The sequence below is a fragment of the Paludibacterium flexuosum genome (genome assembly GCF_037076605.1).
Classification (GTDB): Bacteria; Pseudomonadota; Gammaproteobacteria; order Burkholderiales; family Chromobacteriaceae; genus Paludibacterium.
This window is the reverse complement of record NZ_AP029060.1, coordinates 450,727-472,231: the sequence shown is the minus strand read 5'-3', so window position 1 is coordinate 472,231 and position 21,505 is coordinate 450,727. Positions and strand designations below refer to the sequence as shown.

Sequence of the window (21,505 nt, the reverse complement as noted above, 5' to 3'; positions counted from 1 at the left end):
CTGACAAGCGCTCTGGCAAAAATATTTCGCAGCGCAACATTAGCAATAGGAACTGATATACGCAGACAAGCAGTCGGACGCACCTTCAGGTAAAATTCGCCGCATGCTCACCGATGTCGAAAAAGAGGCGATTCGCCACCACTACCGCACCATGACGCAGAATCTGCCCGGTTTCCGCCCGCGGCCGGCTCAGCGTCAGATGCTGGCGGAAATTGCCAACGCCTTCTCGCGCTCCCTGGAGATGGACGGCGAAAACAATCCGCAGCGTGAAGGCGAAAGCATCGCCGTGATCGAAGGCCCCACGGGCGTCGGCAAAAGTCTGGCCTATCTGCTGGCCGGCGGCGTCATGGCGCGCTCACGCAATCGCAAGCTGGTCATCTCCAGTGCGACCGTGGCCCTGCAGGAACAGCTGGTCAATCGCGACCTGCCGTTCGTGGTCACCAACAGCGACCTGCCGCTGACCTATGCCATCGCCAAAGGCCGCAGCCGCTACCTCTGCCCCTACCGCGTCTACCAGCTGACCGGCGACTACTCGCAGGGCGAGCTGCTGGCCCCCGACCCTTCTTTCCTGTGGGACCGCAAGCCGGAGCAGGCCGAAATCACGCAGCTGCGCGAACTGGCCGATGCCTTCGAGTCGCGCAAATGGAACGGCGACCGCGACCAGTGGCCGGAGGTCATTGAAGATGCCCTGTGGTCGCGGGTGACCACCGACCGCCACGGCTGCCTCAAGGCGGCCTGCCCCAACCGTCCGGAATGTCCGTTCTTCCTGGCGCGGGAAACCCTGGAAACCGTCGATGTGGTGGTCACCAATCATGACCTGCTGCTGGCCGATATCGGCATGGGCGGCGGTGTGATCCTGCCCCCGCCGGAGCAAAGTTTTTACTGCATCGACGAGGCGCACCACCTGGCGAAGAAAGCCGTCAATCAGTTTGCCGCCGAGCACTCGCTGGGGGTGGCACTGGCCTGGCTGGACAAGGTCGACCTCACCGCCGCCCGCGTCGGCGCCCTGACCAACAAGGGCGAACTGGCGGCCCAGGCCAGCGAAGCCGCTGCCGCCTGCAGCGAAACACTGAACGAATGGCTGTGGCTGCTGGAAGGCGAGAAAGCGCTGGCACTGGACAGCGACAATCTGGAACCGGTCTGGCTGATCGAGGACGGCATCCTGCCCGAACATCTGCAGGCGCCGGCCGCGAATATGGCCATGTCGGGACGCATGGTATTCAAACATCTGTCGCAGCTGAACGATGCGCTGAGCGAAACCCGCAAGGACAAGGGCAGCGACACCGCGGCCATCGACAAGAGCAGCAGTGAGCTCGGTTTTCTGCTGGCGCGGGCCGAGCAGCTGATGGCGCTGTGGGATCTGTTCGAGAAGCAGACCGGCGAGAATGAGCCGCCGATCGCCAAGTGGATTGCCCGCAAGAGCGAGGGCAAGGGCGACTATCTGTTCTGTGCCTCGCCGGTCAGTGCTGCGGCCAGCCTGGCGGCCACGCTGTGGCGTCGCGCCGCCGGGGCCCTGCTGACCTCGGCCACCCTGCGTTCGCTGGGCGCCTTTGACCTGCTGCTGGCGCAGACCGGTCTGAAATGGCTGCCACAAGTCAGCTGCATTGCCCTGGACTCCCCGTTCAACTTCAGCGAACAGGGGGAGCTGTACCTGCCGCCACTGTTGGCCAGCCCCAAGGATGCCAATGCGCATACCCGGGAAATTGCCGAGTGGCTGCCCAAACTGATTGCGACCGGCGAACCGGTCGGCTCACTGGTGCTGTTCTCCTCGCGCAAGCAAATGCAGGAGGTGGCCGCGCTGGTGCCGACTGCCCTGCGGGACTTGCTGCTGGTTCAGGGCGAGCTGCCCAAGAGTGTGCTGCTGGCCGAGCATCAGCAGCGCCTGGATGCCGGCAAGGCCAGCGTGATCTTCGGGCTGGATTCGTTTTCCGAAGGGCTCGACCTGCCCGGCGAACGCTGCGTGCATGTCATTATTGCCAAATTGCCGTTTGCCATGCCGGACGACCCGGTAGGCCGCACCCTGTCGCGCTGGATTGAAAAGCGCGGCGGCAATCCGTTTACCGAACTGACCGTACCGGAAGCCTCGATCAAGCTGGTACAGGCGGTCGGGCGACTGATTCGGAGCGAACGCGATTACGGCCGCGTCACCATTCTGGATAATCGACTGGTGCGGCAAAGCTATGGCAAAAAAATGCTGGCCTCATTACCACCCTTCAAGCGCATATAGTTTGTGTTAAAATCAAATGGGGGTTGGCCCCCGAAATCATGCAAGACCAATAACAATGCTGCGCAAAGCGAACACGCAACCATGATCTGCAACCCCTATGAAATCGTCATCCAGGGCCTGACCCACGACGGCCGAACCTTCCGCCCGAGCGACTGGGCCGAACGGCTGTGCGGCATTCTCTCTTCGTTTGACGACAAAAAACTTTCCTACCATGCCTACGTGCGCCCGATGCTGCTGGAGGGGGTACGCTGCGTAGCGGTCGACAAGAAACTGGAAAAAATTCAGCCGCAGGTGTTCCAGTATCTGACCGACTTCGCCCGTGACAACGATCTGCGCGTCGTCGATTGCCGCACGCTGATCGACGAAATCTACCCTAACCGCTTCCTCGCCTGACCGCCACCGCCCGCGCTGATCGACAGCCCGGGCGTGTACCCGCCCCAACTCGTCTCGGTTACGCAACAACCCCATCGTTTCGTCGCAGACACACCACACACTTCGCGTCCGAAGCCCCCTTTGTGTATCTTTTTGCATACGTCATCAATCAGTAATGCCCATGTAACATTCATTAACAATACTCTCGCCTATTCCGGGCTGACAGCCCAAGACAGTTACCTACCACCTGACTTAGTGAATCGGGAGCTTTTCATGCAGAAGAAAATCATTGCCCTCGCCCTTGCCGGTGCCTTCATCACCCCGCTGGCCATGGCCGACGTGACGATTTATGGCTTCATCAGCGCTGCCGTTGAAGGCGCATCTGCCAGCAACAGCAATTCGAACGCCACCTACCCGGGTCGCGCCCGCGTCCAGGATCAAAACTCGCGCATCGGTTTCAAGGGCACGGAAGATCTGGGCAATGGCCTGAAGACCATCTGGCAAGTTGAATCCAGCCTGAAGAACTTCGACCAGGGCGGCACCAACGACAAGGGCGAGCAAGCCACCTTCGCGACCCGCAACACCTTTGTCGGCCTGAGCGACAGCACGCTGGGGACGGTTCGCCTGGGTTACTATGACTCCGCCTACAAGCGCTTCACCAACGTCGGCGCCAACATCATGGCCGACACCACTGCCGACATCATGGGCTCGAGCAGCATCGCTGGCCGCGGCGAAGCGCGCCTGAAGAACTCCATCCACTACGAAACCCCGGTATGGAGCGGCTTCCAGGCTGGTCTGTCCTACGGCTTCGATGAAAGCACCACCCAGAACCCGAGCACCAACACCGGTCGCTGGAGCCTGGGCGCCAGCTACACCAACGGCGGCCTGAAGGTTGGCGCGGCTTACGATCGCCAGTCCGACACCTCGACCAAGGCACTGACCAGCACCAGCGGCTTCTCGGCCTCGACCCGTACCGCAGGGGTGAACACCACCTTCTGGCGCCTGGCTTCCAGCTACAAGTTTGACTTTGGCACCATGGTCGCAGCCAACTACGAGTCGGCTTCCTACGGCAACATCGCCGGCGCCGGCAGCTCCAACCTGAGCCAGAAGGACTGGACCCTGGCCGTTTCGCAAACCTTCGGCAATGCAACCGTTGCCCTGTCCTACACCAAGCTGGGCGGTCTGAGCAATGTCAGCAGCACCAACTCGGGTGACTGGGGCGCCAATCAGTGGGTACTGGGCGGCACTTACAACCTGTCCAAGCAAACCCAGATTCTGGCTTATGCCACCCGCCTGAAGAACGAAGCCAACCAGAACGTCAACTTTGCCAACAACGCGATCTACACCAGCGGCGTCGGCAGCAGCACCGCCGCACTGGCAGCCGGCAACACCCTGAAGGCCATCGGCCTGGGCATGAAGTACAGCTTCTAAGCCTCTGCCGCAAGAAGTCAGACATTTGCGGGCATCCCGACGGGATGCCCGTTTTCTTTAGCTTTGCTAGAATAGCGGTTTAGACCGACAAAGATTTCAGCATGCCCGTCACCATCAAGACCGCCGAAGACATTGAAAAAATGCGCATCGCCTGCCGCCTGGCGGCCGAAGTGCTCGATTTCATCGCGCCTCACGTCAAGCCCGGCGTCACCACCGAAGAACTCGACCGCCTGTGCCATGACTACATGGTCAACACTCAGGGCTGCATCCCGGCACCGCTGCACTATACCCCGGAAGGCATGACGCCCTATCCCAAGTCGATCTGCACGTCGATCAATCATGTGATCTGTCACGGCATTCCCAATGACAAGCCGCTGAAGAACGGCGATGTGATGAATATTGACATTACCGTCATCAAGGATGGGTATCACGGCGACACCAGCCGCATGTTCTATGTCGGCGAGGTCAGCCCGCAGGCACGACGCCTGGCGAAGATCACCTACGAATGCATGTGGCTGGGCATCGAGAAGGTTCGTCCGGGTGCCCGTCTGGGTGATATCGGCTACGCCATCCAGCGCCACGCCGAAGCCAGTGGTTACAGCGTGGTTCAGGAGTTCTGCGGCCACGGCATCGGCAAGAATTTCCACGAAGAACCCCAGGTTCTGCACTACGGTCGCCCCGGAACCGGGCTGGAACTGGCCCCCGGCATGATTTTCACCATCGAGCCGATGATTAATCAGGGCAAGCGCCATCTGCGCGTGCTGGCCGATGGCTGGACGGTGGTCACCAAGGACCGCAGCCTGTCGGCACAGTGGGAGCACACGGTACTGGTGACTGACACCGGCTATGAAGTGCTGACCCTGTCAGACGGCGCCCCGCCGAAACCGGTTTTCAAGTAAATCCTGCCGCCGCCCTGCGCCAGCCACAGGGCGGCAACTCCGCTTGCCGCCCCGGCAAAAACTGCCGCCAGACTCTTCCGTCCCGTTTTTTTTGCCTTTTTTGCCCCGTTGCCCCGGCCTTCCCCCGCCCGGTGCGCCTGTTACACCTCATTTCTTGATGCTTGTTGACGGATCTTTACTTTTCTTTACCCTTCACACCCTTCTCGACCGCCGTCACTGGCCGATAAATTGCTAGCCATGGCCTGACGGAGCTGGCATCTGGGCCACGCTCTGCTTCTTTCATCATCAGGGAGTGTTGTCATGTCATCCATTACCAGTATTACCAGCAGTAGCACCACACAGAGCATCAGCAGCACCCGCAGCCACCACAGCCACCGCAGCGGCCAGCAGGTGGCCGATCAGCAACAAGGCGGCAATGATGGCGGCCTGATGCAAAGCGTTGCCCAGGCACTCAGCCAGATGGGCATCAACCTGCCCACACCCGGCGGCCAGGGCGACATGCCGCCGCCCCCAAGTGACGATGGCAACACGAGCAGCAGCGACAGCTCGTCGAGCAACAGCGTCCCGCAGGCGCTGGGGCAGCTGATGCACGATCTGTTCGATGCCACTCGCCAGGCATCAAATACCAGCAGCAGCGCCAGCAGTTCGTCTTACGGTGATTTTTCCAGCGACTTGCAGTCGCTGATCAGCCAGCTGGACAGCGGCAGCTCAAGCAGCAGCTCGCAACTGAATACGGATTTCAGCAATCTGCTCAGTGCCATTCAGTCCCAGGGCGGCAGCAGCACCAGCAGCAGTGACAACAGCAGCCAGACCCTGGTCAACTTCCTGAAGAACCTGCAATCCAATCTGGCCAGTCATACCACATCCTCACTCGGCAGCCTGGTCGGTACGACCAGCTGACCCCCTGGCGGGCTGTCGGCGACAGTCCGCCATATTAGGCATTTCCCATTCACTTCATTCACACCGATAATGTCTGCATGCAGATCGCGACACCCCCACTACCCCACGTCTTGCTGATTGATGACGATACCGAACTGACCAGTCTGCTGGCCGAATACCTGCAGCAGGACGGCTTTCGGGTCTCGTGTCGCCACGATGGTGAATCCGGCCTCCTGCAGGCCCGCTATGGCCGCCATGATATTCTGGTACTGGATGTCATGTTGCCTGACAGTAATGGCATCCAGCTCTTGCGCCAGTTGCGCACCGAGGGCGTCACCCTGCCTGTGCTGATGCTCACCGCTCGCGGCGACGATATCGACCGCATTTTAGGGCTGGAGCTGGGGGCCGATGACTATGTCACCAAGCCCTGCTCACCCCGCGAGCTGTCGGCCAGACTGAAAGCCATCCTGCGGCGCAGTCAGTCCGCGATCGAGACCGCGACAGCCAGCCTGGCGGTCGGTGCACTCCGTCTGACGCCCGCTCAGCGTCTGGCTTCGTATGCCGATCAGCCACTGAGACTGACCGGTATCGAATATAACCTGCTGGAAGTGCTGGTTCGTCATGCCGGCCGAATCGTCAGCCGGCAGAATTTGTCCGAGTGGGCACTGGGGCGATCGCTGGAGCCCTTCGATCGCAGCATCGATGTCCATATCAGCAGCATTCGCCACAAGTTGCCGCTACAGCAGGATGGCCAGTCGAGCATTCGCACCATCCGCGGCATGGGCTATCAGCTGGTCGTGGATTAAGATGCTGCGCCTGTTCAGCCGATTCATTCTGGCCTTCTGGCTGGCCTTTATCGCCATTGCCCTGACCGCCGGCGCCACAGCCGGCCTGATTCGCCACTATCACCCGCAATGGCTGGCCTGGTCGGCGCCTCCCGGCAACCACGCGCCACCGCCACCGCTCAACACCTTCGCCACCCTGCTGCAAGCCGGCCAGCTCGACAGCGTGAGATTGCTGCTGCAAAACCAGTCGGGACAACATCACCCGGCACTGCGCATCCTGAGTGCCGATGGCCAGGCCATGCCCGGCAGCGCCAGCGGCGAGGTGGTGGAAGGCCAGTGGCAGGTGAGCACACCCTCTGGCCAGCGCTATACCCTGCAATGGCTGGCCGCGACCCCAAGCAGCTCGCCACCGCACGGCCCGCCGCCACCCCCCTGGTTGCTGATTGTCATCGCCATGCTGGTCAGCCTGGGGTTCAGTGCCGGTCTGGCCTGGACCATGTTGCGCCCTGTCCGTCTGCTGCGGCAGGCTTTGCGTGACATTGCCTCGGGGCAACTGGAGACGCGAATCAGTGAACGCATGGGACATCGGCGTGACGAGCTGGCGGCACTGGCGCAGGACTTTGATCAGATGGCCTGGCAGCTGCAACAACAAATCGGGGCCCAGCAGCGCCTGCTGCATGATGTCTCCCACGAGTTGCGTTCACCGCTGGCACGGTTGCAGGCGGTACTCGGCCTGCTGCAGCAGCACCCGCAACAGCTGGATAGCGCGCTGAGGCGCATCGAGCGTGAAATTGAGCGGCTGGACAACCTGGTGGATGAAGTGCTGACGCTGGCGAGACTGGAAAGTGGCGTGGCGACCAGCGAAACCACGGTGGATGTGATGGATCTGCTGAGCGAGATCGCGGCAGATGCCGCCTTCGAGGGCCAGGCACGCGACTGCCGGGTCTCGCTGCAGGCGTCCGGCAGCTTTGTCCGTTCCGCTCAGGCGGCCCTGCTGCACCGCAGCCTGGAAAATGTGGTGCGCAATGCCGTGCGCTTTGCGCCGGCAGGCAGCACGATTGAACTGCGTGCCGAACAAGACGCGACAGGGTTGCAGATTCTGGTCCGCGATCACGGCCCTGGCGTGGCCCCATCCGAACTGGAGGCCATTTTCTCGCCCTTTTATCGCGGCACTCAGGGGCATGGTGACGGCTATGGTCTCGGGCTGGCGATTGCCCGCCGCGCCATTGAGGGCCATGGCGGGCAAATCCGCGCCTTCCTCCCCGACGACGGCGGGCTGGCCGTGGCGATCACCCTGCCGCGGTGATTTGCCCATATTTTCTTTTCCGATCAGACACTTGATAACAATATGACACTTGCTGACCAAGCAGACGGGATCTAGACTGAACTGTCGAATTGCCTTCTGAAACCAGGGGAGAGGCACCATGGCCCTGACCATCAACACCAATACCAACTCGCTGAATGCACAACGCACCTACACGCGCAACCAGCAGGCTGTCAATCAGGTGCTGGCCCAGCTGTCATCGGGATCAAGCATCAACAGCGCCGCGGACAACCCCGCCGGACTGGCCATCTCGCAAGGTTTTACCTCGCAGATCAATGGCGATCAGCAGGCGCTGACCAATGCCAATGACGGGATTTCGCTGACGCAAACCGCCAGTGGCGCCCTGAGCCAGCTGGCACAAAACACGCAGAAGATTCAACAACTGGCGCTACAGTCCAGCAATGGCATTCTGTCCAGTTCCGATCGCCAGGCACTGCAGCAGCAGGTGGACCAGCTGACGCAGGAAAACTCGCGGATCGTGCAGACTACCCAGTTCAATGGCCAGCCCCTGTTGTCAGGCAATAACGCCACCACCTTCCAGGTGGGTGCCAACGGGACCAGCAGCAACCAGATCACCCTCAATGCCAGCGGTCTGGACAATGCACCGGCCAGCGGGGGGCTGAATACCTATAACAGTAATCTGTCGGCCACCAAAACCATCGACATCACCACTCAGGCCAATGCCCTGAATGCGACCGGTCAGTTAAGCCAGGATCTGAACACGCTGAGCAACACCCAGGCGAATGTTGGCGCGGCGCAAAATCGCTTCAGCACCACCATCAACAATCTGTCCAACAGCAATCTGAACGCCCAGGAAGCGCGCAGCCGCATCAGCGATGCCGATTTTGCGGCCGCCAGCGCCTCTCTGGCACAAAACCGGATTCTGTCGCAGGCCAACGCCGCGACCCTGTCGCAAGCCAATATCTCGCAAAGTGCCGCCCTCACCTTGCTGCGCTGAACGCCTGCGTGATGCATAAAAAACGCCCGGCTTCGACCGGGCGTTTTCTTTCGGGTAGAGCAGGCTCTGCGTCAAAAGCGCTGACGAATGAAGGCCGCCAGCTCCACCAGCTTGCCATGGAAAAAATGCCCCACACCGGGGAAGACCGTTACAGGCAGACTTTGCGTCCGTGCCCAGCTGAGCACATCGGCCAGCGGAATCACCTCATCCTCTTCGCCATGAATCACCAGCGTGCCGGCAGGTACCGCCGGCGTCGGCAGAACGTACTTGCCAACCGCCACACCGATGAGCAGCAGTTTGTCGGCCTCGATGCGCTCACGCACCCTGGCCGCCACAAAACCGCCAAAGGAGAAGCCGGCCAGGGCCAGTGGCAGACCGGGGTGATCCGCCTGTGCCCGCCCGATGACCGCCAGGACATCTTCCACCTCACCCGCGCCGTGATCGTGGGTACCGTGACTGGCACCGACTCCGCGCAGATTCGGGCAATAGCAGGCATATCCTCGTTGCGACAGGGCCTTGGCTGCGGTCTGCACCACCTTGTTGGTATTGGTCCCCCCCTGCAGCGGGTTGGGATGGCAGATCACCGCCACCCCGGTGCACTCGCCTTCCGGCGCCAGAAACAGGGTTTCCAGGTCGCCGACCGGACCGTCTACGGTCAGCGCCTGCGTGGTGCGCGCCATCAGATCTTCAGCCTTTCCACCGGCTTGCCGGCCAGCAGATGCGATTCGATGACCTCGTCGATATCCTGCTGATCGACGAAGGTGTACCAGGTCTCCTGCGGGTAGACCACCATGACCGGGCCATGGTCGCAACGCCCGAGACAACCGGCCTTGTTGATACGAACCTTGCCCTCGCCGTTCAGGCCCCGCGCCTTGACCTGATCTTTCATATAGGCCAGCAGGTCGCTGGCGCCATGGTTGTTGCAGCAGGTCTCGCCGCCTTCGCGCTGATTGCAGCAGATGAATACGTGATGTTGGAAGTAGCTCATGGTGTTCGCCTGTTAACCGTCGCTGTCCGCCCAGCCGGTTGCGCCGTGCAGGGCGGCATTTTCAAATTTGGCATACTGACCGACGAAGGCCAGTCGCACGGTACCCGTCGGGCCGTTACGGTGCTTGCCGATAATGGCCTCGGCCAGCCCCTTGTCCGGCGAATCCGGATTGTAGTACTCGTCACGATACATGAAGATGATGATGTCGGCGTCCTGCTCGATGGCACCGGATTCACGCAAGTCGGACATCATCGGACGCTTGTTGGGTCGCTGCTCGACACTACGCGACAGCTGCGACAACGCGATCAGCGGCACTTTCAGCTCCTTGGCCAGCCCCTTCATGCCGCGGGAAATTTCGCCCAGCTCGGCGGCACGGTTCTCGCCACCGCGGCCGGAACCACTCATCAGCTGCAGGTAGTCGATCACGATCAGGCCGAGTTCCCCGCCATGCTGGCGCGCCAGCCGGCGAGCCCGCGCACGCACCTCCAGCGCCGTCAGCGCCGGGGTTTCGTCAATATACATCGGAGCCTCGGACAGCTTGCCGATGGCAAAGGTCAGCTTCTGCCAGTCCTCGTCGCCCAGGCGACCGGTACGCAGCACGTGCTGATCCAGCCGGCCGACCGAACCCAGCATACGCATCACCAGCTGGGTGCCGCCCATTTCCATGGAGAACACCGCCACCGGCTTGCGCTCCTCGACCGCCACGTGCTCGGCAATATTCATCGAGAAGGCGGTCTTGCCCATGGAGGGACGACCGGCGACGATCACCAGGTCCCCCGGCTGCAGGCCGGAAGTGCGGGCATCCAGATCGATGAAGCCGGTCGGGATGCCGGTCACCTCGTCCGGATTCTCGCGGCTGTAGAGCATGTCGATGCGCTCGACCACTTCCTTCAGCAGATTGGGCATCTCCAGGAAGCCCTGCTTGGATTTGGCCGTGCTTTCGGCAATCTTGAATACCTTGCCCTCGGCCTCGTCCAGCAGCTGCGCCGCATCGCGGCCCTGTGGGTTATAGGCCGATTCGGCGATCTCGGCACCGACCGCAGCCAGCTGGCGCATGATGGAACGCTCGCGCACGATCTCGGCATAGCGCCGGATGTTGGCCGCCGACGGGGTGTTCTGTGCCAGCGAGGCAATGTAGGCCAGGCCACCGATCTCGGCCAGTTCGCCGCTCTTGTCCAGGCTCTCGGATACCGTGACCACGTCGGCCGGACGGGAGTGTTCGACCAGCTTGGCAATGTGCTGGTAAATCAGGCGGTGATTGTGGCGATAGAAGTCCGCATCCGACAGGACGTCGGCAATCTTGTCCCAGGCGGCATTATCCAGCAGCAGGCCACCCAGTACCGATTGCTCGGCCTCCATCGAGTGCGGCGGCGTACGCAGACTCAGCGTCGCGTCTTCATAGTTTTCGTTCTGATCACTCATCTGTGCTTGAGACATTTTCGGACTAAACGACAATTCTACCAGTTTTATCCTGCCTGCCGCAGCGCCCTCCCGCATTAGCACGGAATATCCATAGAAGAAACAAATCCCAAGGATATTAGTCAACTATTGGCATGTCATCGCCGCTTACAGTAAACTTGTGGCACAAGCAAAAAGGTTGGCCAATCCCAACAGATAGGAGAGCAAGATGGAACACAAACTGCCGGAACTGCCGTACGCGCTGGATGCCCTGGCCCCTGCCATTTCCAAGGAAACCCTGGAATTCCATTATGGCAAGCATCATCAGACCTACATCACCAATCTGAACAACCTGATCAAGGGCACCGAGTTCGAACAGGCGTCCCTGGAAGACATCGTCAAGAAGTCTTCGGGCGGGATCTTCAACAACGCCGCCCAAGTCTGGAACCACACCTTCTACTGGTTCGGCCTGTCGCCGAACGGCGGCGGTGAACCGACCGGCGCCCTGGCCGATGCCATCAAGGCCAAGTGGGGCTCCTTCGAGGAGTTCAAGAAGGCCTTTACCCAAACCGCCATCGGCACTTTCGGCTCCGGCTGGGCCTGGCTGGTCAAGAACCCGGATGGCTCGCTGGACCTGGTTTCCACCAGCAATGCCGCTACCCCGCTGACCAGCGACAAGAAGCCGGTCCTGACCTGTGACGTTTGGGAACACGCTTACTACATCGACTATCGCAACAGCCGTCCGAACTACCTCGACGCGTTCTGGAAGCTGGTCAACTGGGACTTCGCCGCCAAGAACTTCGCCGGCTGATCTCTCTGCCGACACGGCAAAAAGGACCCCTCTGAACTGCACCCCAAAGGTTGGACACCCGTCCAAACTTTGGGGTGTTTTCATGACGAAACATAGCAAGCCTCCCAATTCCCAGATCACCAAGTCTGACGAAGCACGTGCGTTGAATGCCCTTCAAGAAGCGAATGAGCTTCTGCGCGCGGAGGTGGCGTATCTAAAAAAATGGGATGCCTTGGTTCGAGCCGCTCAGCAAGCTGTGCCCAAAAAGCGCAAGCCGTGATCGAGCTAAGGCAGGAACATGCGCTGCCCACCTTGCTGAAGGTGGCTCAGTTGTCGCGCAGCACTTTTCCTACCGGGGCGATTACCCTGTTGAAGTGCCGAACGTACTGAGTCGGCAGTTTCAGGCAGACCGGCCAAACCAAAAGTGGGTGACCGATGTGACCGAGTTCAACGTGCGAGGCGACAAGCTTTACCTTTCGCCGGTGATGGATCTCTACAATGGGGAGATCATCGCCTGCGAGATGCAAGCGCGACCGCACTTTCCCTTGGTGGGCAACATGCTCCGCAAGGCATTAGCCAAACTGACGAACCCTGATGCGCCAGTACTGCACTCTGATCAAGGATGGCAATACAAGATGCCTGCCTACCGGCGCCAACTCGCGTCTCATGGCCTCACCCAGAGTATGTCGCGCAAGGGAAACTGCCTGGATAATGCCGCGATGGAGCGCTTCTTTGGCACACTGAAAGCGGAATTCTTCCACCTGAACCGCTTCGAGAGTATCGACGCTTTACAGGCGGGCATTCGGAAGTACATCCACTATGACAACCATGAGCGTATCAAGCTCAAACTAAAAGGCCTGAGTCCTGTGATGTACAGAACTCAGGCCTGGCAAGGCTAGTAGCAAACTGTCCAACTTATTGGGGTCAGTTCACTCGGGGTCTTTTTTTCATGTCGCCCACAAGCAAAAAGCCCCTTGCGGGGCTTTTTGCCGACCAGACCGTGAGACTTATTCGTCCTGCGACTGGCTGTTGAGCTTCTGCTTGCCTGCCAGCACCGGGTACTTGGTACGCAGGGCCTTCAGATAGCCTGCCACCTGGGCGTTGGTGTTCATCGTTCCCACCAGGCCTGTCAGCTGCGTGAGCTGATCCGGAGTCAGCGCCGGCGCCGGCTTGAGGGCAGAGATACGGTAGATCACATATTCACCGGTATCGTGCTTCAGCCCGACATAGGCTGGCAACTTGCTGACATCGGCACCAAAGATGGCACGCAGATCGGCAACCGGCAGTTGCGGTGCCTGCTGGCGCGACAGGTCATGGGTCGGCGTCCACTGCGCCGTCACCGGCTTGCCGGCCTTCAGGTCAGCCAGATCGGCCTGGCCCTTGGCAGCTGCCAGCTTGGCACCTTCGGTGGCAATCAGCTGCATCTTGATGGCGTCACGAACCTCATCCAGCTTCAGCTGGTGCGCCGGCTGGTGATCCGTCACACGCAGCACCACCAGGGTGTTGTTCCCCATGTCGATCGGTTCGCTGTTGTGCTTCTTGACCAGTACGTCATTGCTGAATGCCGCTGCCAGCACCTTGGGATTGGATTGCAGCGGATCCTGACCGGACGGGTCACGCGTGATCCAGCCACTTTGCTGCGGCACAAGTTTGAGCGCATCCTGCACGCCCTTGAGCGAATCGCCCTGTTGATAGGCCACTTCGGTCAGGGTGTCGCTCTGACTGCGGAAGACGGCAGCCGCCTTCTGCAGCTTGAGCTGCTGCGCCACCTGTTCCTTGACAGCATTAAAATCCGGCTGCTGGATGGCATCCAGGCGAATGATGTGGAAACCATACTCGCTGCGCACCACTTCGCTGATCTGGCCCGGCTTCATCTGGAACACCACATTGTCAAAGGCCTTGACCATGGCGCCACGCGGGAAGAACCCCAGATCACCGCCCTTTTCCGCCGACCCCGGATCTTGCGAGCGGGCTCGTGCCACCTGGGCAAAGCTGGCCGGATTGGCCCGCACCTGCTTGAGGATGGCATCCGCTTCGGCCTTGATCTTGGCGACATCCTGCGGCGCCGCCCCCTGCGGAACGGTCAGCAGGATGTGCGAGGCACGGCGCTGCTCCTGGCCGAACTGGTCCAGATGCTGCTGATAGAACTTGTGCAGTTCTTCATCCGTGACATTGAGGGATTGCGCCAGCTGCGCCTGCGACAGCACGACATAGCTCAGCTTGACGGCTTCCGGTGCTTTGAACTTGGCGGTATTGGCCTTGTAGTAGGCGGCAATGGTGGCATCATCCAGCTTGACCTGCGAGGCAAAGGCCGGCGGGGTCAGCACCATGGCACTGACCGTGCGGGTCTCGCCCAGAATCTGGCCGATGCGGCCGGCCAGTGCCTGCGAGGTGATCTGGCCGGAGGTAAAGGCCGACATCTGGTTCTGCATCAGCAGGTCGCGGCTGATGCGCTCTTCGAATTGCGGGCCGGTCATCTGGCGCTTGGCCAGAAAATCCTTGTACTTGTCCAGGCTGAACTTGCCGTTGTCCTGGAAAGCCGGAATCGAGGCAATGGCCTGCTGCAGCTGCGCGTCGCCAACCAGCAGACGCGTCGAGGCGGCCTCATTGAGAATCAGGTTGCGCTGGATCAGCCCTTCGAGCGCACGCTGGCGCGCATCGGCATTGATCGGCTGACCATCCAGTTCGCGATCGATGTCGCGCAAGGCAATCTTGGTACTGCCGACTTTGACCAGATACGGGTCCTCGGCCACAGAGCTATAGCTGCTGACACCGAACCCGACAAACGTCAGGGCCACCAGGCCAAGAATGACCTGGATGACGATTTTGTTGTTCTCGACGAACTTGAACATGGCGACCTAACTCGTAGTAAAAAAGAAAAAGGTGAACGTTAGAGCGCGTTCACCTTTTGTGTCTTCTGGCGGAGCGGACGGGACTCGAACCCGCGACCCCCGGCGTGACAGGCCGGTATTCTAACCAACTGAACTACCGCTCCAAACCCTGGTGGGCGTTGACGGAGTCGAACCGCCGACATTCTGCTTGTAAGGCAGACGCTCTACCAACTGAGCTAAACGCCCGAACGGTCTCGCCAGTCAAGGCGAGACAACGCCCTTGTGTAAGGGGTCAGATTATAGCGCGTCTTTCAGTGCCTTGCCAGCACGGAACTTCGGGGAGCGAGCAGCAGCGATCTTGATGGTTTCGCCGGTCTTCGGGTTGCGACCGCTGCGAGCAGCGCGTTCGCCAACATAGAAAGTACCGAAACCAACCAGCGTTACGGTGTCACCCTTCTTCAGGGCGTCGGTCACGGAAGCAATCATGCCGTCGAGCGCCTTGGCAGCCGCAGCTTTCGAAATGTCAGCTTGAGCGGCGATAGCATCAATCAATTCAGACTTGTTCACGTAAGTCCCCTTTCGTCATTCTCGGTCTACGTAGGTAGTTGGATAAAAACCGTTTGCTTTATAACAAGGCGCAAATCCTTGTGTCAAGCGGCTTTCGGAGCATTCTGCCATTTAGCACAACGCGAAGGAAGCCCTTTTCTACATGCTTTCACAAGGATTTGCTAAACACCTGTTTTTTAATGCGTCATAACCGACACACTTTTACCGGAATCGCCCGTAGAAAGCACTTCTTCGGCCTTTTCCTCCTCCGTCAGCGGCTCGGGTTGCCGTTCGAGCGCCAGCGTCAGCACTTCATCAATCCATTTGACCGGATGGATTTCGAGCTTACTTTTGATGTTAGCAGGGATTTCGGCCAAGTCCTTGACGTTTCCCTGCGGGATCAGCACATGCTTGATCCCCCCCCGCAATGCAGCCAGCAGCTTCTCCTTCAGACCACCAATCGGCAACACTTCGCCACGCAGGGTGATCTCGCCGGTCATGGCCACATCCGAACGGACCGGAATACCGGTCAGCACCGAGACGATGGCGGTAGTCATGGCCCCGCCGGCACTCGGACCGTCCTTGGGGGTTGCCCCCTCGGGCACGTGAATGTGCATGTCCAGCTTTTCGTAGAAGTCACGCTTGATGCCCAGGCTGGCGGCACGGCTGCGCACCACGCTCATGGCGGCGGTAATCGACTCCTGCATCACTTCGCCCAGCTGCCCGGTGCGGATGATATTACCCTTGCCCGGCAAGGCCACCGCCTCGATGGTCAACAGTTCGCCACCCACCTCGGTCCAGGCCAGGCCGGTGACCTGACCGACGCGATTTTCCTCTTCGGCCACACCGAAGTCGAAACGCCGCACCCCCAGATACTTCTCGAGGTTCTTGGCATTGACCGTCACCTTGCCCGAGCCGCCCTTCTTCAGCAGATGCCCCGTCACCACCTTGCGGCAAATGCGGGCCACCTCGCGGTCCAGGCTGCGCACCCCCGCCTCGCGGGTGTAATAGCGCACAATATCTCGCAGCGCCGACTCCTGCAGCACCAGCTCGCCTTCCTGCACACCATTGGCCTTCACCTGCTTGGGTACCAGATAGCGCTGGGCAATATTGACCTTCTCGTCTTCGGTGTAGCCGGCCAGACGAATGATTTCCATCCGGTCCAGCAGCGCCGGCGGAATATTCAGCGAGTTGGCCGTCGCCACGAACATCACATCGGACAGGTCGTACTCAACCTCGGCGTAGTGGTCGACAAACGAGTGATTCTGTTCCGGATCCAGCACTTCGAGCAGCGCCGAGGCCGGATCACCACGGAAGTCGGCACCCAGCTTGTCCACTTCGTCCAGCAGGAACAACGGGTTTTTGACGCCGACCTTGGTCATGTTCTGCAGCACCTTACCCGGCATCGAGCCGATATAGGTACGGCGGTGACCGCGGATTTCCGACTCGTCATGCACACCGCCCAGCGCCATGCGCACGAATTTGCGGCCGGTCGCACGCGCCAGCGACTGCCCCAGCGAGGTCTTGCCCACCCCGGGCGGTCCGACCAGACACAGAATCGGCGCCTTGAGCTTGTCGACACGCTGCTGCACCGACAGATACTCCAGGATGCGCTCCTTGACCTTGTCCAGGCCGAAGTGATCCTCTTCCAGCACCGCCTCGGCATTGGCCACATCCTTGTTGATCTTGCTCTTTTTCTTCCAGGGCAGATCCAGCAGGGTGTCGATATAGTTGCGCACCACGGTCGCCTCGGCCGACATCGGCGACATCATGCTGAGCTTCTTCAGCTCGGACATCGCCTTTTCGCGCGCTTCCTTGGTCATGCCGGCGGTACGGATCTTCTTTTCCAGCTCCTCGAAGTCGCCGGCCTCGTCCATCTCGCCGAGCTCTTTCTGGATGGCCTTGACCTGCTCATTCAGATAATACTCACGCTGGCTCTTCTCCATCTGGCGCTTGACGCGGCCACGGATGCGGCGTTCGACCTGCAGAATGTCGATCTCGCTCTCCAGCTGGGCGAGCAGGTGCTCGAGCCGCGCCTTGACATCGAACATCTCCAGCACTTCCTGCTTCTGCTCCAGCTTGAGCGGCAGGTGGGCCACGATGGTATCGGCCAGACGACCGGCCTTTTCGATACCGGCCAGCGAAGACAGAATCTCCGGCGGAATCTTTTTGTTCAGTTTGACGTACTGTTCGAACTGGGCCAGCAGCGCACGGCGCATGGCCTCGGTTTCGGTGCCGTCGTCATCCTCCAGCGGCAGCGGCATCACCATGCAGACGAAGCAGCCGCCCTCTTCGCGCACATCCTTGATGCGGGCGCGCTGCCGCCCCTCGACCAGCACCTTGACGGTACCATCCGGCAGCTTGAGCATCTGCAGCACGGTGGCAATCGTGCCGACGCTGTAGAGATCTTCCGGCGAAGGCTCATCCTTGGAAGCAGAACGCTGCGCGACCAGCAGGATCTGCTTGCCTTCGTCCATGGCGGTTTCCAGGGCGCAGATCGACTTGCTGCGACCTACAAACAAGGGGATGACCATATGCGGAGAGACCACCACATCGCGCAATGGCAACAGGGGCAATACGGTGTCTTCCAGTAATTCTGTGGCTTGTGACATATCACCAGACCTTGTTCTGACTATCTTGCAGGAAAGATGGGGCAGTGCAACCAAATATCAACCACCCCATACTAAAACAGTTTTCCGACGCTTCAAATAAAAAAACCGCCCGAGGGGCGGTTTTTACGGAGGTCAGGTCGATCAGGCCGACTGCGCCTTGTCATCACCCGCTTCGCGATAGATGAACAACGGCTTCTCGCCCTTCTCGATGACTTTCTCGTCCACCACCACCTTTTCGACATCCGTCATCGAAGGCAGGTCATACATGGTATCGAGCAATGCGCGCTCCAGAATCGAGCGCAGACCACGGGCACCGGTCTTGCGCGCCAGCGCCTGCTTGGCGGTCACCCGCAACGCCGACGGACGCACCTCCAGCTCCACACCTTCCATCGAGAACAGCTTCTGGTACTGCTTGACCAGAGCGTTCTTGGGCATGGTCAGAATCGTGACCAGCGCTTCCTCATCCAGCTCTTCCAGCGTGGCCGCCACCGGCAGGCGACCAATCAGTTCGGGAATCAGACCGAACTTGATCAGGTCTTCCGGCTCGACTTCCTTGAACAGGGTCGACACATTGCGCTCGTCGTCGGTCGACTTCAGCTCGGCACCAAAACCAATCCCGCCCTTTTCCGAACGACGGCGGATGATCTTTTCCAGACCATCGAACGCGCCACCGCAAATGAACAGAATGTTGGTGGTATCGACCTGGATGAACTCCTGGTTCGGATGCTTGCGGCCACCCTGCGGCGGAATCGAGGCCACGGTGCCCTCGATCAGCTTGAGCAGGGCCTGCTGCACACCCTCACCGGACACATCACGGGTAATCGACGGGTTTTCCGACTTGCGGGAAATCTTGTCGATCTCGTCGATGTAGACAATGCCGCGCTGCGCCTTCTCCACATCATAGTCGCACTTCTGCAGCAACTTCTGGATGATGTGCTCGACATCCTCGCCCACATAACCGGCTTCGGTCAGCGTGGTCGCATCGGCAATCACGAACGGCACATCCAGCAGGCGCGCCAGCGACTGTGCCAGCAAGGTCTTGCCCGAGCCGGTCGGCCCGATCAGCAGGATATTGCTCTTGGACAGCTCGACATCCTCGCTGTTGGCCGTCTGGGTGTAGAGCCGCTTGTAGTGGTTGTACACCGCCACCGACAACGTCTTCTTGGCCAGGTCCTGCCCGATGATGTACTGATCCAGGCTTTCGCGGATTTCCTGTGGCACCGGCAGCTTGCGCTCTTCGCCGGCCACGGCACCCTCATGGGTGCCCTGGGTCAGCTCTTCGCGGATGATGTCGTTGCACAGCTCGACGCACTCATTGCAGATAAAAACCTGCGGCCCGGCGATCAGCCGCTGGACCTCATGCTGACTCTTTCCGCAGAAAGAGCAATACAGCAGTTTTTCGTTGCTATTCTTGTCAGCCATCTAAGCGTGTCCGTACGGTTAAACCTTGGCCTCACGACGCGACGACAACACCTTGTCGATCAGACCATAGGCCTGCGCCTCGTCGGCCGACATGAAGTTGTCCCGCTCGGTATCGTGTTGCACCTTGTCGACTGTCTGGCCGGAATGCTTGGCCAGCAGCTCGTTCATCCGCGCCTTCACTTTCATGAGTTCGCGCGCATGGATCTCGATATCCGTGGCCTGACCGCTCAGGCCGCCGATCAGCGGCTGGTGAATCATCACCCGGCTGTTGGGCAGGGCAAAGCGCTTGTCCTTGGCCCCTGCCGCCAGCAGGAACGCCCCCATGCTGGCCGCCTGGCCGATACACAGGGTCGAAACATCCGGCTTGATGAAATTCATCGTGTCGTAAATCGACATACCGGCGGTAATCGAGCCGCCCGGCGAGTTGATATACAGGAAGATGTCCTTGTCCGGGTTTTCCGATTCGAGGAACAGCATCTGTGCCACAACCAGATTGGCCGACTCGTCGGTAACCGGACCCACCAGGAACACAATGCGTTCCTTCAGCAGGCGCGAGTAGATATCGTAGGCACGCTCGCCACGACCACTCTGCTCAACAACCATGGGCACCAGGCCCAACCCCTTCGGTTCCATCATCGACATCATTCGGCCATCTCCGGTTATTGGTTTATCAGGCTTGGCTGCCCATCAGCTCATCGAACGCCAGCGCCTTCTCCACAACATTGGCACGACCGAGGACAAATTCAACCACATTGTCTTCAATCACCATCGAAGTGGGGCCATCCAGACGTTCCGGGCTGGCGAAATACCAGTTGATCACTTCTTCCGGATCTTCGTAGCTTTCGGCAAATTCGGCCACCAGCGCCTTGACCTGTTCCGGCTTGGCTTCCAGCTTGTTGGCTTCCACCAGTTCGGAAATGATCAGACCCAGCGAGACACGGCGCTTGGCCTGGTCTTCGAACATTTCGGCCGGGAACGGCAGATCCTTGACCTTCATGCCGCGGGCTTCCAGATCCTGGCGGGCCTTGTCCTGCAGACGGCCGACTTCCAGGGCTACCAGCGACTTCGGCAGCTCGACCGGGGTCACGTCCAGCAGAGCCTGCATGACGTTTTCCTTGGTGCGGGCGGTCAGGCGGCGCTTCACTTCGCGTTCGACGTTCTTCTTGATCTCGTCGCGCATTTTGGCCACATCACCGTCTGCCACACCCAGCAGCTTGGCGAACTCGCCATCCACTTCCGGCAGTTCGGCCGCAGCCACATTCTTCAGGGTCAGTTCGAACGAGGCGGTCTTGCCGGCCACATCCTTGCCGTGATAGTCCTCAGGGAAGACCACTTCAACGGTCTTGACTTCGCCTTCCTTCATGCCGCGCACGCCGTTTTCGAAGTCAGCCAGCATCTGGCCCTGACCCAGCACGAACGGGAAGTTTTCCGACGAGCCGCCATCGAACAGGACGCCGTCGATCGAACCCTTGAAGTCGATGATCACGCGGTCACCATCCTGGGCGGCGCGCTCGACACGCACGTAGCGGGTACGCTGCTTGCGCAGAATGTCGATGGTCTTGTCGATTTCGGCTTCGGTCACTTCGGTGACCGGCTTTTCGATTTCCTTGCCGGCCAGATCACCCAGCGTCACTTCCGGATAGATTTCGAAGGTAGCGGCAAACTTGAAGCTGCCGGCTTCGGACTGATCCAGCTGCGGCTCGAAACGCGGATAGCCGGCAACACGCAGCTTCTGCTCGGTCACGGCGCGGTAGAAGCCTTGCTGAACCTGTTCGCCCAGCACTTCTTCACGAATTTGCGGACCGTAGTTCATTTCCACGATCTTCATCGGTGCCTTGCCCGGACGGAAGCCCTGGATCTTGGCGTTGCGTGCCGCACGCTTCAGGCGCTCGGTCACTTGCGCGTCGATGGCATCCATCGGCAGCGCGATATTCATACGGCGCTCGAGGCTGCCCAACGTTTCCAACTGTACTTGCATGTCAAATCCTAACTGTGTACGAGTTTAGTCAACCGAGACACAAGCCCGCACGGGCGCGGACGGCA

At 60.0% G+C, this 21,505-nt stretch carries 17 protein-coding genes, 2 tRNA genes and 2 pseudogenes; 10 read left to right on the top strand and 11 right to left on the bottom strand.

From position 1 onward, the window contains the following. The first annotated feature begins 103 nt into the window (after nt 1–103). The 8 genes and pseudogenes from dinG to AACH39_RS02225 all read left to right on the top strand — a co-directional run bounded on the left by dinG (nt 104) and on the right by AACH39_RS02225 (nt 8,875). Nucleotides 104–2,227: an ATP-dependent DNA helicase DinG gene (dinG, locus tag AACH39_RS02260; RefSeq protein ID WP_338620801.1), complete on the top strand. Its 2,124-nt coding sequence runs from the start codon at nt 104–106 to the stop codon at nt 2,225–2,227. Between the two features lie 81 nt (nt 2,228–2,308). Then, nucleotides 2,309–2,593 (top strand): annotated as a pseudogene (locus AACH39_RS02255) (DUF3579 domain-containing protein); the annotation flags it as partial. Between the two features lie 279 nt (nt 2,594–2,872). Beyond that, nucleotides 2,873–4,030 carry a porin gene (locus AACH39_RS02250; protein ID WP_215776167.1) on the top strand — a complete coding sequence of 386 codons (1,158 nt, stop codon included), beginning with the start codon at nt 2,873–2,875 and terminating at the stop codon, nt 4,028–4,030. A gap of 101 nt (nt 4,031–4,131) precedes the next feature. Next, a complete protein-coding gene (map, locus tag AACH39_RS02245) occupies nt 4,132–4,929 on the top strand; it encodes a type I methionyl aminopeptidase (RefSeq protein WP_215776169.1) in 798 nt (265 codons plus the stop codon). 300 nt (nt 4,930–5,229) lie between these two features. Further along, nucleotides 5,230–5,829: a hypothetical protein gene (locus AACH39_RS02240; protein WP_338620800.1), complete on the top strand. Its 600-nt coding sequence runs from the start codon at nt 5,230–5,232 to the stop codon at nt 5,827–5,829. Between the two features lie 77 nt (nt 5,830–5,906). Then, on the top strand, nt 5,907–6,614 hold the full coding sequence (locus tag AACH39_RS02235) for a response regulator transcription factor (RefSeq protein ID WP_338620799.1): 708 nt from the start codon (nt 5,907–5,909) through the stop codon (nt 6,612–6,614). A gap of 1 nt (nt 6,615) precedes the next feature. After that, complete coding sequence (locus AACH39_RS02230) at nt 6,616–7,899, top strand: ATP-binding protein (protein ID WP_215776175.1); 1,284 nt, start codon at nt 6,616–6,618, stop codon at nt 7,897–7,899. A 118-nt stretch (nt 7,900–8,017) separates the two neighbouring features. Then, entirely contained in the window at nt 8,018–8,875 is an 858-nt protein-coding gene (locus tag AACH39_RS02225; protein WP_338620798.1) for a flagellin, read from the top strand. Between the two features lie 71 nt (nt 8,876–8,946). Here AACH39_RS02225 and AACH39_RS02220 read toward each other — a convergent pair whose 3' ends face one another. Genes AACH39_RS02220 through dnaB form a run of 3 tightly spaced genes read right to left on the bottom strand, consistent with a single transcriptional unit; the run spans nt 8,947 to nt 11,285 of the window. Further along, nucleotides 8,947–9,555: an alpha/beta fold hydrolase gene (locus tag AACH39_RS02220; protein WP_338620797.1), complete on the bottom strand. Its 609-nt coding sequence runs from the start codon at nt 9,553–9,555 to the stop codon at nt 8,947–8,949. Continuing rightward, nucleotides 9,555–9,863 carry a (2Fe-2S) ferredoxin domain-containing protein gene (locus AACH39_RS02215; RefSeq protein ID WP_338620796.1) on the bottom strand — a complete coding sequence of 103 codons (309 nt, stop codon included), beginning with the start codon at nt 9,861–9,863 and terminating at the stop codon, nt 9,555–9,557. Before AACH39_RS02215 ends, AACH39_RS02220 begins: the two co-directional genes overlap by 1 nt. Before the next feature lie 12 nt (nt 9,864–9,875). Continuing rightward, a complete protein-coding gene (gene dnaB / locus AACH39_RS02210) occupies nt 9,876–11,285 on the bottom strand; it encodes a replicative DNA helicase (protein WP_215776183.1) in 1,410 nt (469 codons plus the stop codon). A gap of 205 nt (nt 11,286–11,490) precedes the next feature. Between dnaB and AACH39_RS02205 the strand changes: the two genes are divergently transcribed. Both AACH39_RS02205 and AACH39_RS02200 read left to right on the top strand, forming a co-directional pair. Then, nucleotides 11,491–12,072 (top strand): Fe-Mn family superoxide dismutase, encoded by a 582-nt coding sequence (locus AACH39_RS02205; RefSeq protein WP_215776185.1) that lies wholly within the window; start codon nt 11,491–11,493, stop codon nt 12,070–12,072. A 172-nt stretch (nt 12,073–12,244) separates the two neighbouring features. Next, nucleotides 12,245–12,950 (top strand): annotated as a pseudogene (locus AACH39_RS02200) (IS3 family transposase); the annotation flags it as partial. 108 nt (nt 12,951–13,058) lie between these two features. On the opposite strand, the gene AACH39_RS02195 reads toward AACH39_RS02200, so the two are convergent. From AACH39_RS02195 to tig, 8 genes are all read right to left on the bottom strand, one after another. After that, nucleotides 13,059–14,903 carry a peptidyl-prolyl cis-trans isomerase gene (locus AACH39_RS02195; protein ID WP_338620795.1) on the bottom strand — a complete coding sequence of 615 codons (1,845 nt, stop codon included), beginning with the start codon at nt 14,901–14,903 and terminating at the stop codon, nt 13,059–13,061. 66 nt (nt 14,904–14,969) lie between these two features. Continuing rightward, nucleotides 14,970–15,046: transfer RNA gene (locus AACH39_RS02190), tRNA-Asp, on the bottom strand. Nucleotides 15,047–15,052: 6 nt separating this feature from the next. Then, nucleotides 15,053–15,128: transfer RNA gene (locus AACH39_RS02185), tRNA-Val, on the bottom strand. Nucleotides 15,129–15,179: 51 nt separating this feature from the next. Beyond that, on the bottom strand, nt 15,180–15,449 hold the full coding sequence (locus AACH39_RS02180) for an HU family DNA-binding protein (protein ID WP_215776190.1): 270 nt from the start codon (nt 15,447–15,449) through the stop codon (nt 15,180–15,182). 176 nt (nt 15,450–15,625) lie between these two features. Next, nucleotides 15,626–18,040 (bottom strand): endopeptidase La, encoded by a 2,415-nt coding sequence (lon, locus tag AACH39_RS02175; protein WP_215776193.1) that lies wholly within the window; start codon nt 18,038–18,040, stop codon nt 15,626–15,628. Nucleotides 18,041–18,181: 141 nt separating this feature from the next. Beyond that, entirely contained in the window at nt 18,182–19,462 is a 1,281-nt protein-coding gene (clpX, locus tag AACH39_RS02170; protein ID WP_215776195.1) for an ATP-dependent Clp protease ATP-binding subunit ClpX, read from the bottom strand. 18 nt (nt 19,463–19,480) lie between these two features. After that, a complete protein-coding gene (clpP, locus tag AACH39_RS02165) occupies nt 19,481–20,107 on the bottom strand; it encodes an ATP-dependent Clp endopeptidase proteolytic subunit ClpP (RefSeq protein WP_215776197.1) in 627 nt (208 codons plus the stop codon). A 25-nt stretch (nt 20,108–20,132) separates the two neighbouring features. Then, a complete protein-coding gene (gene tig / locus AACH39_RS02160) occupies nt 20,133–21,440 on the bottom strand; it encodes a trigger factor (RefSeq protein ID WP_338620794.1) in 1,308 nt (435 codons plus the stop codon). Nucleotides 21,441–21,505: the final 65 nt, after the last annotated feature.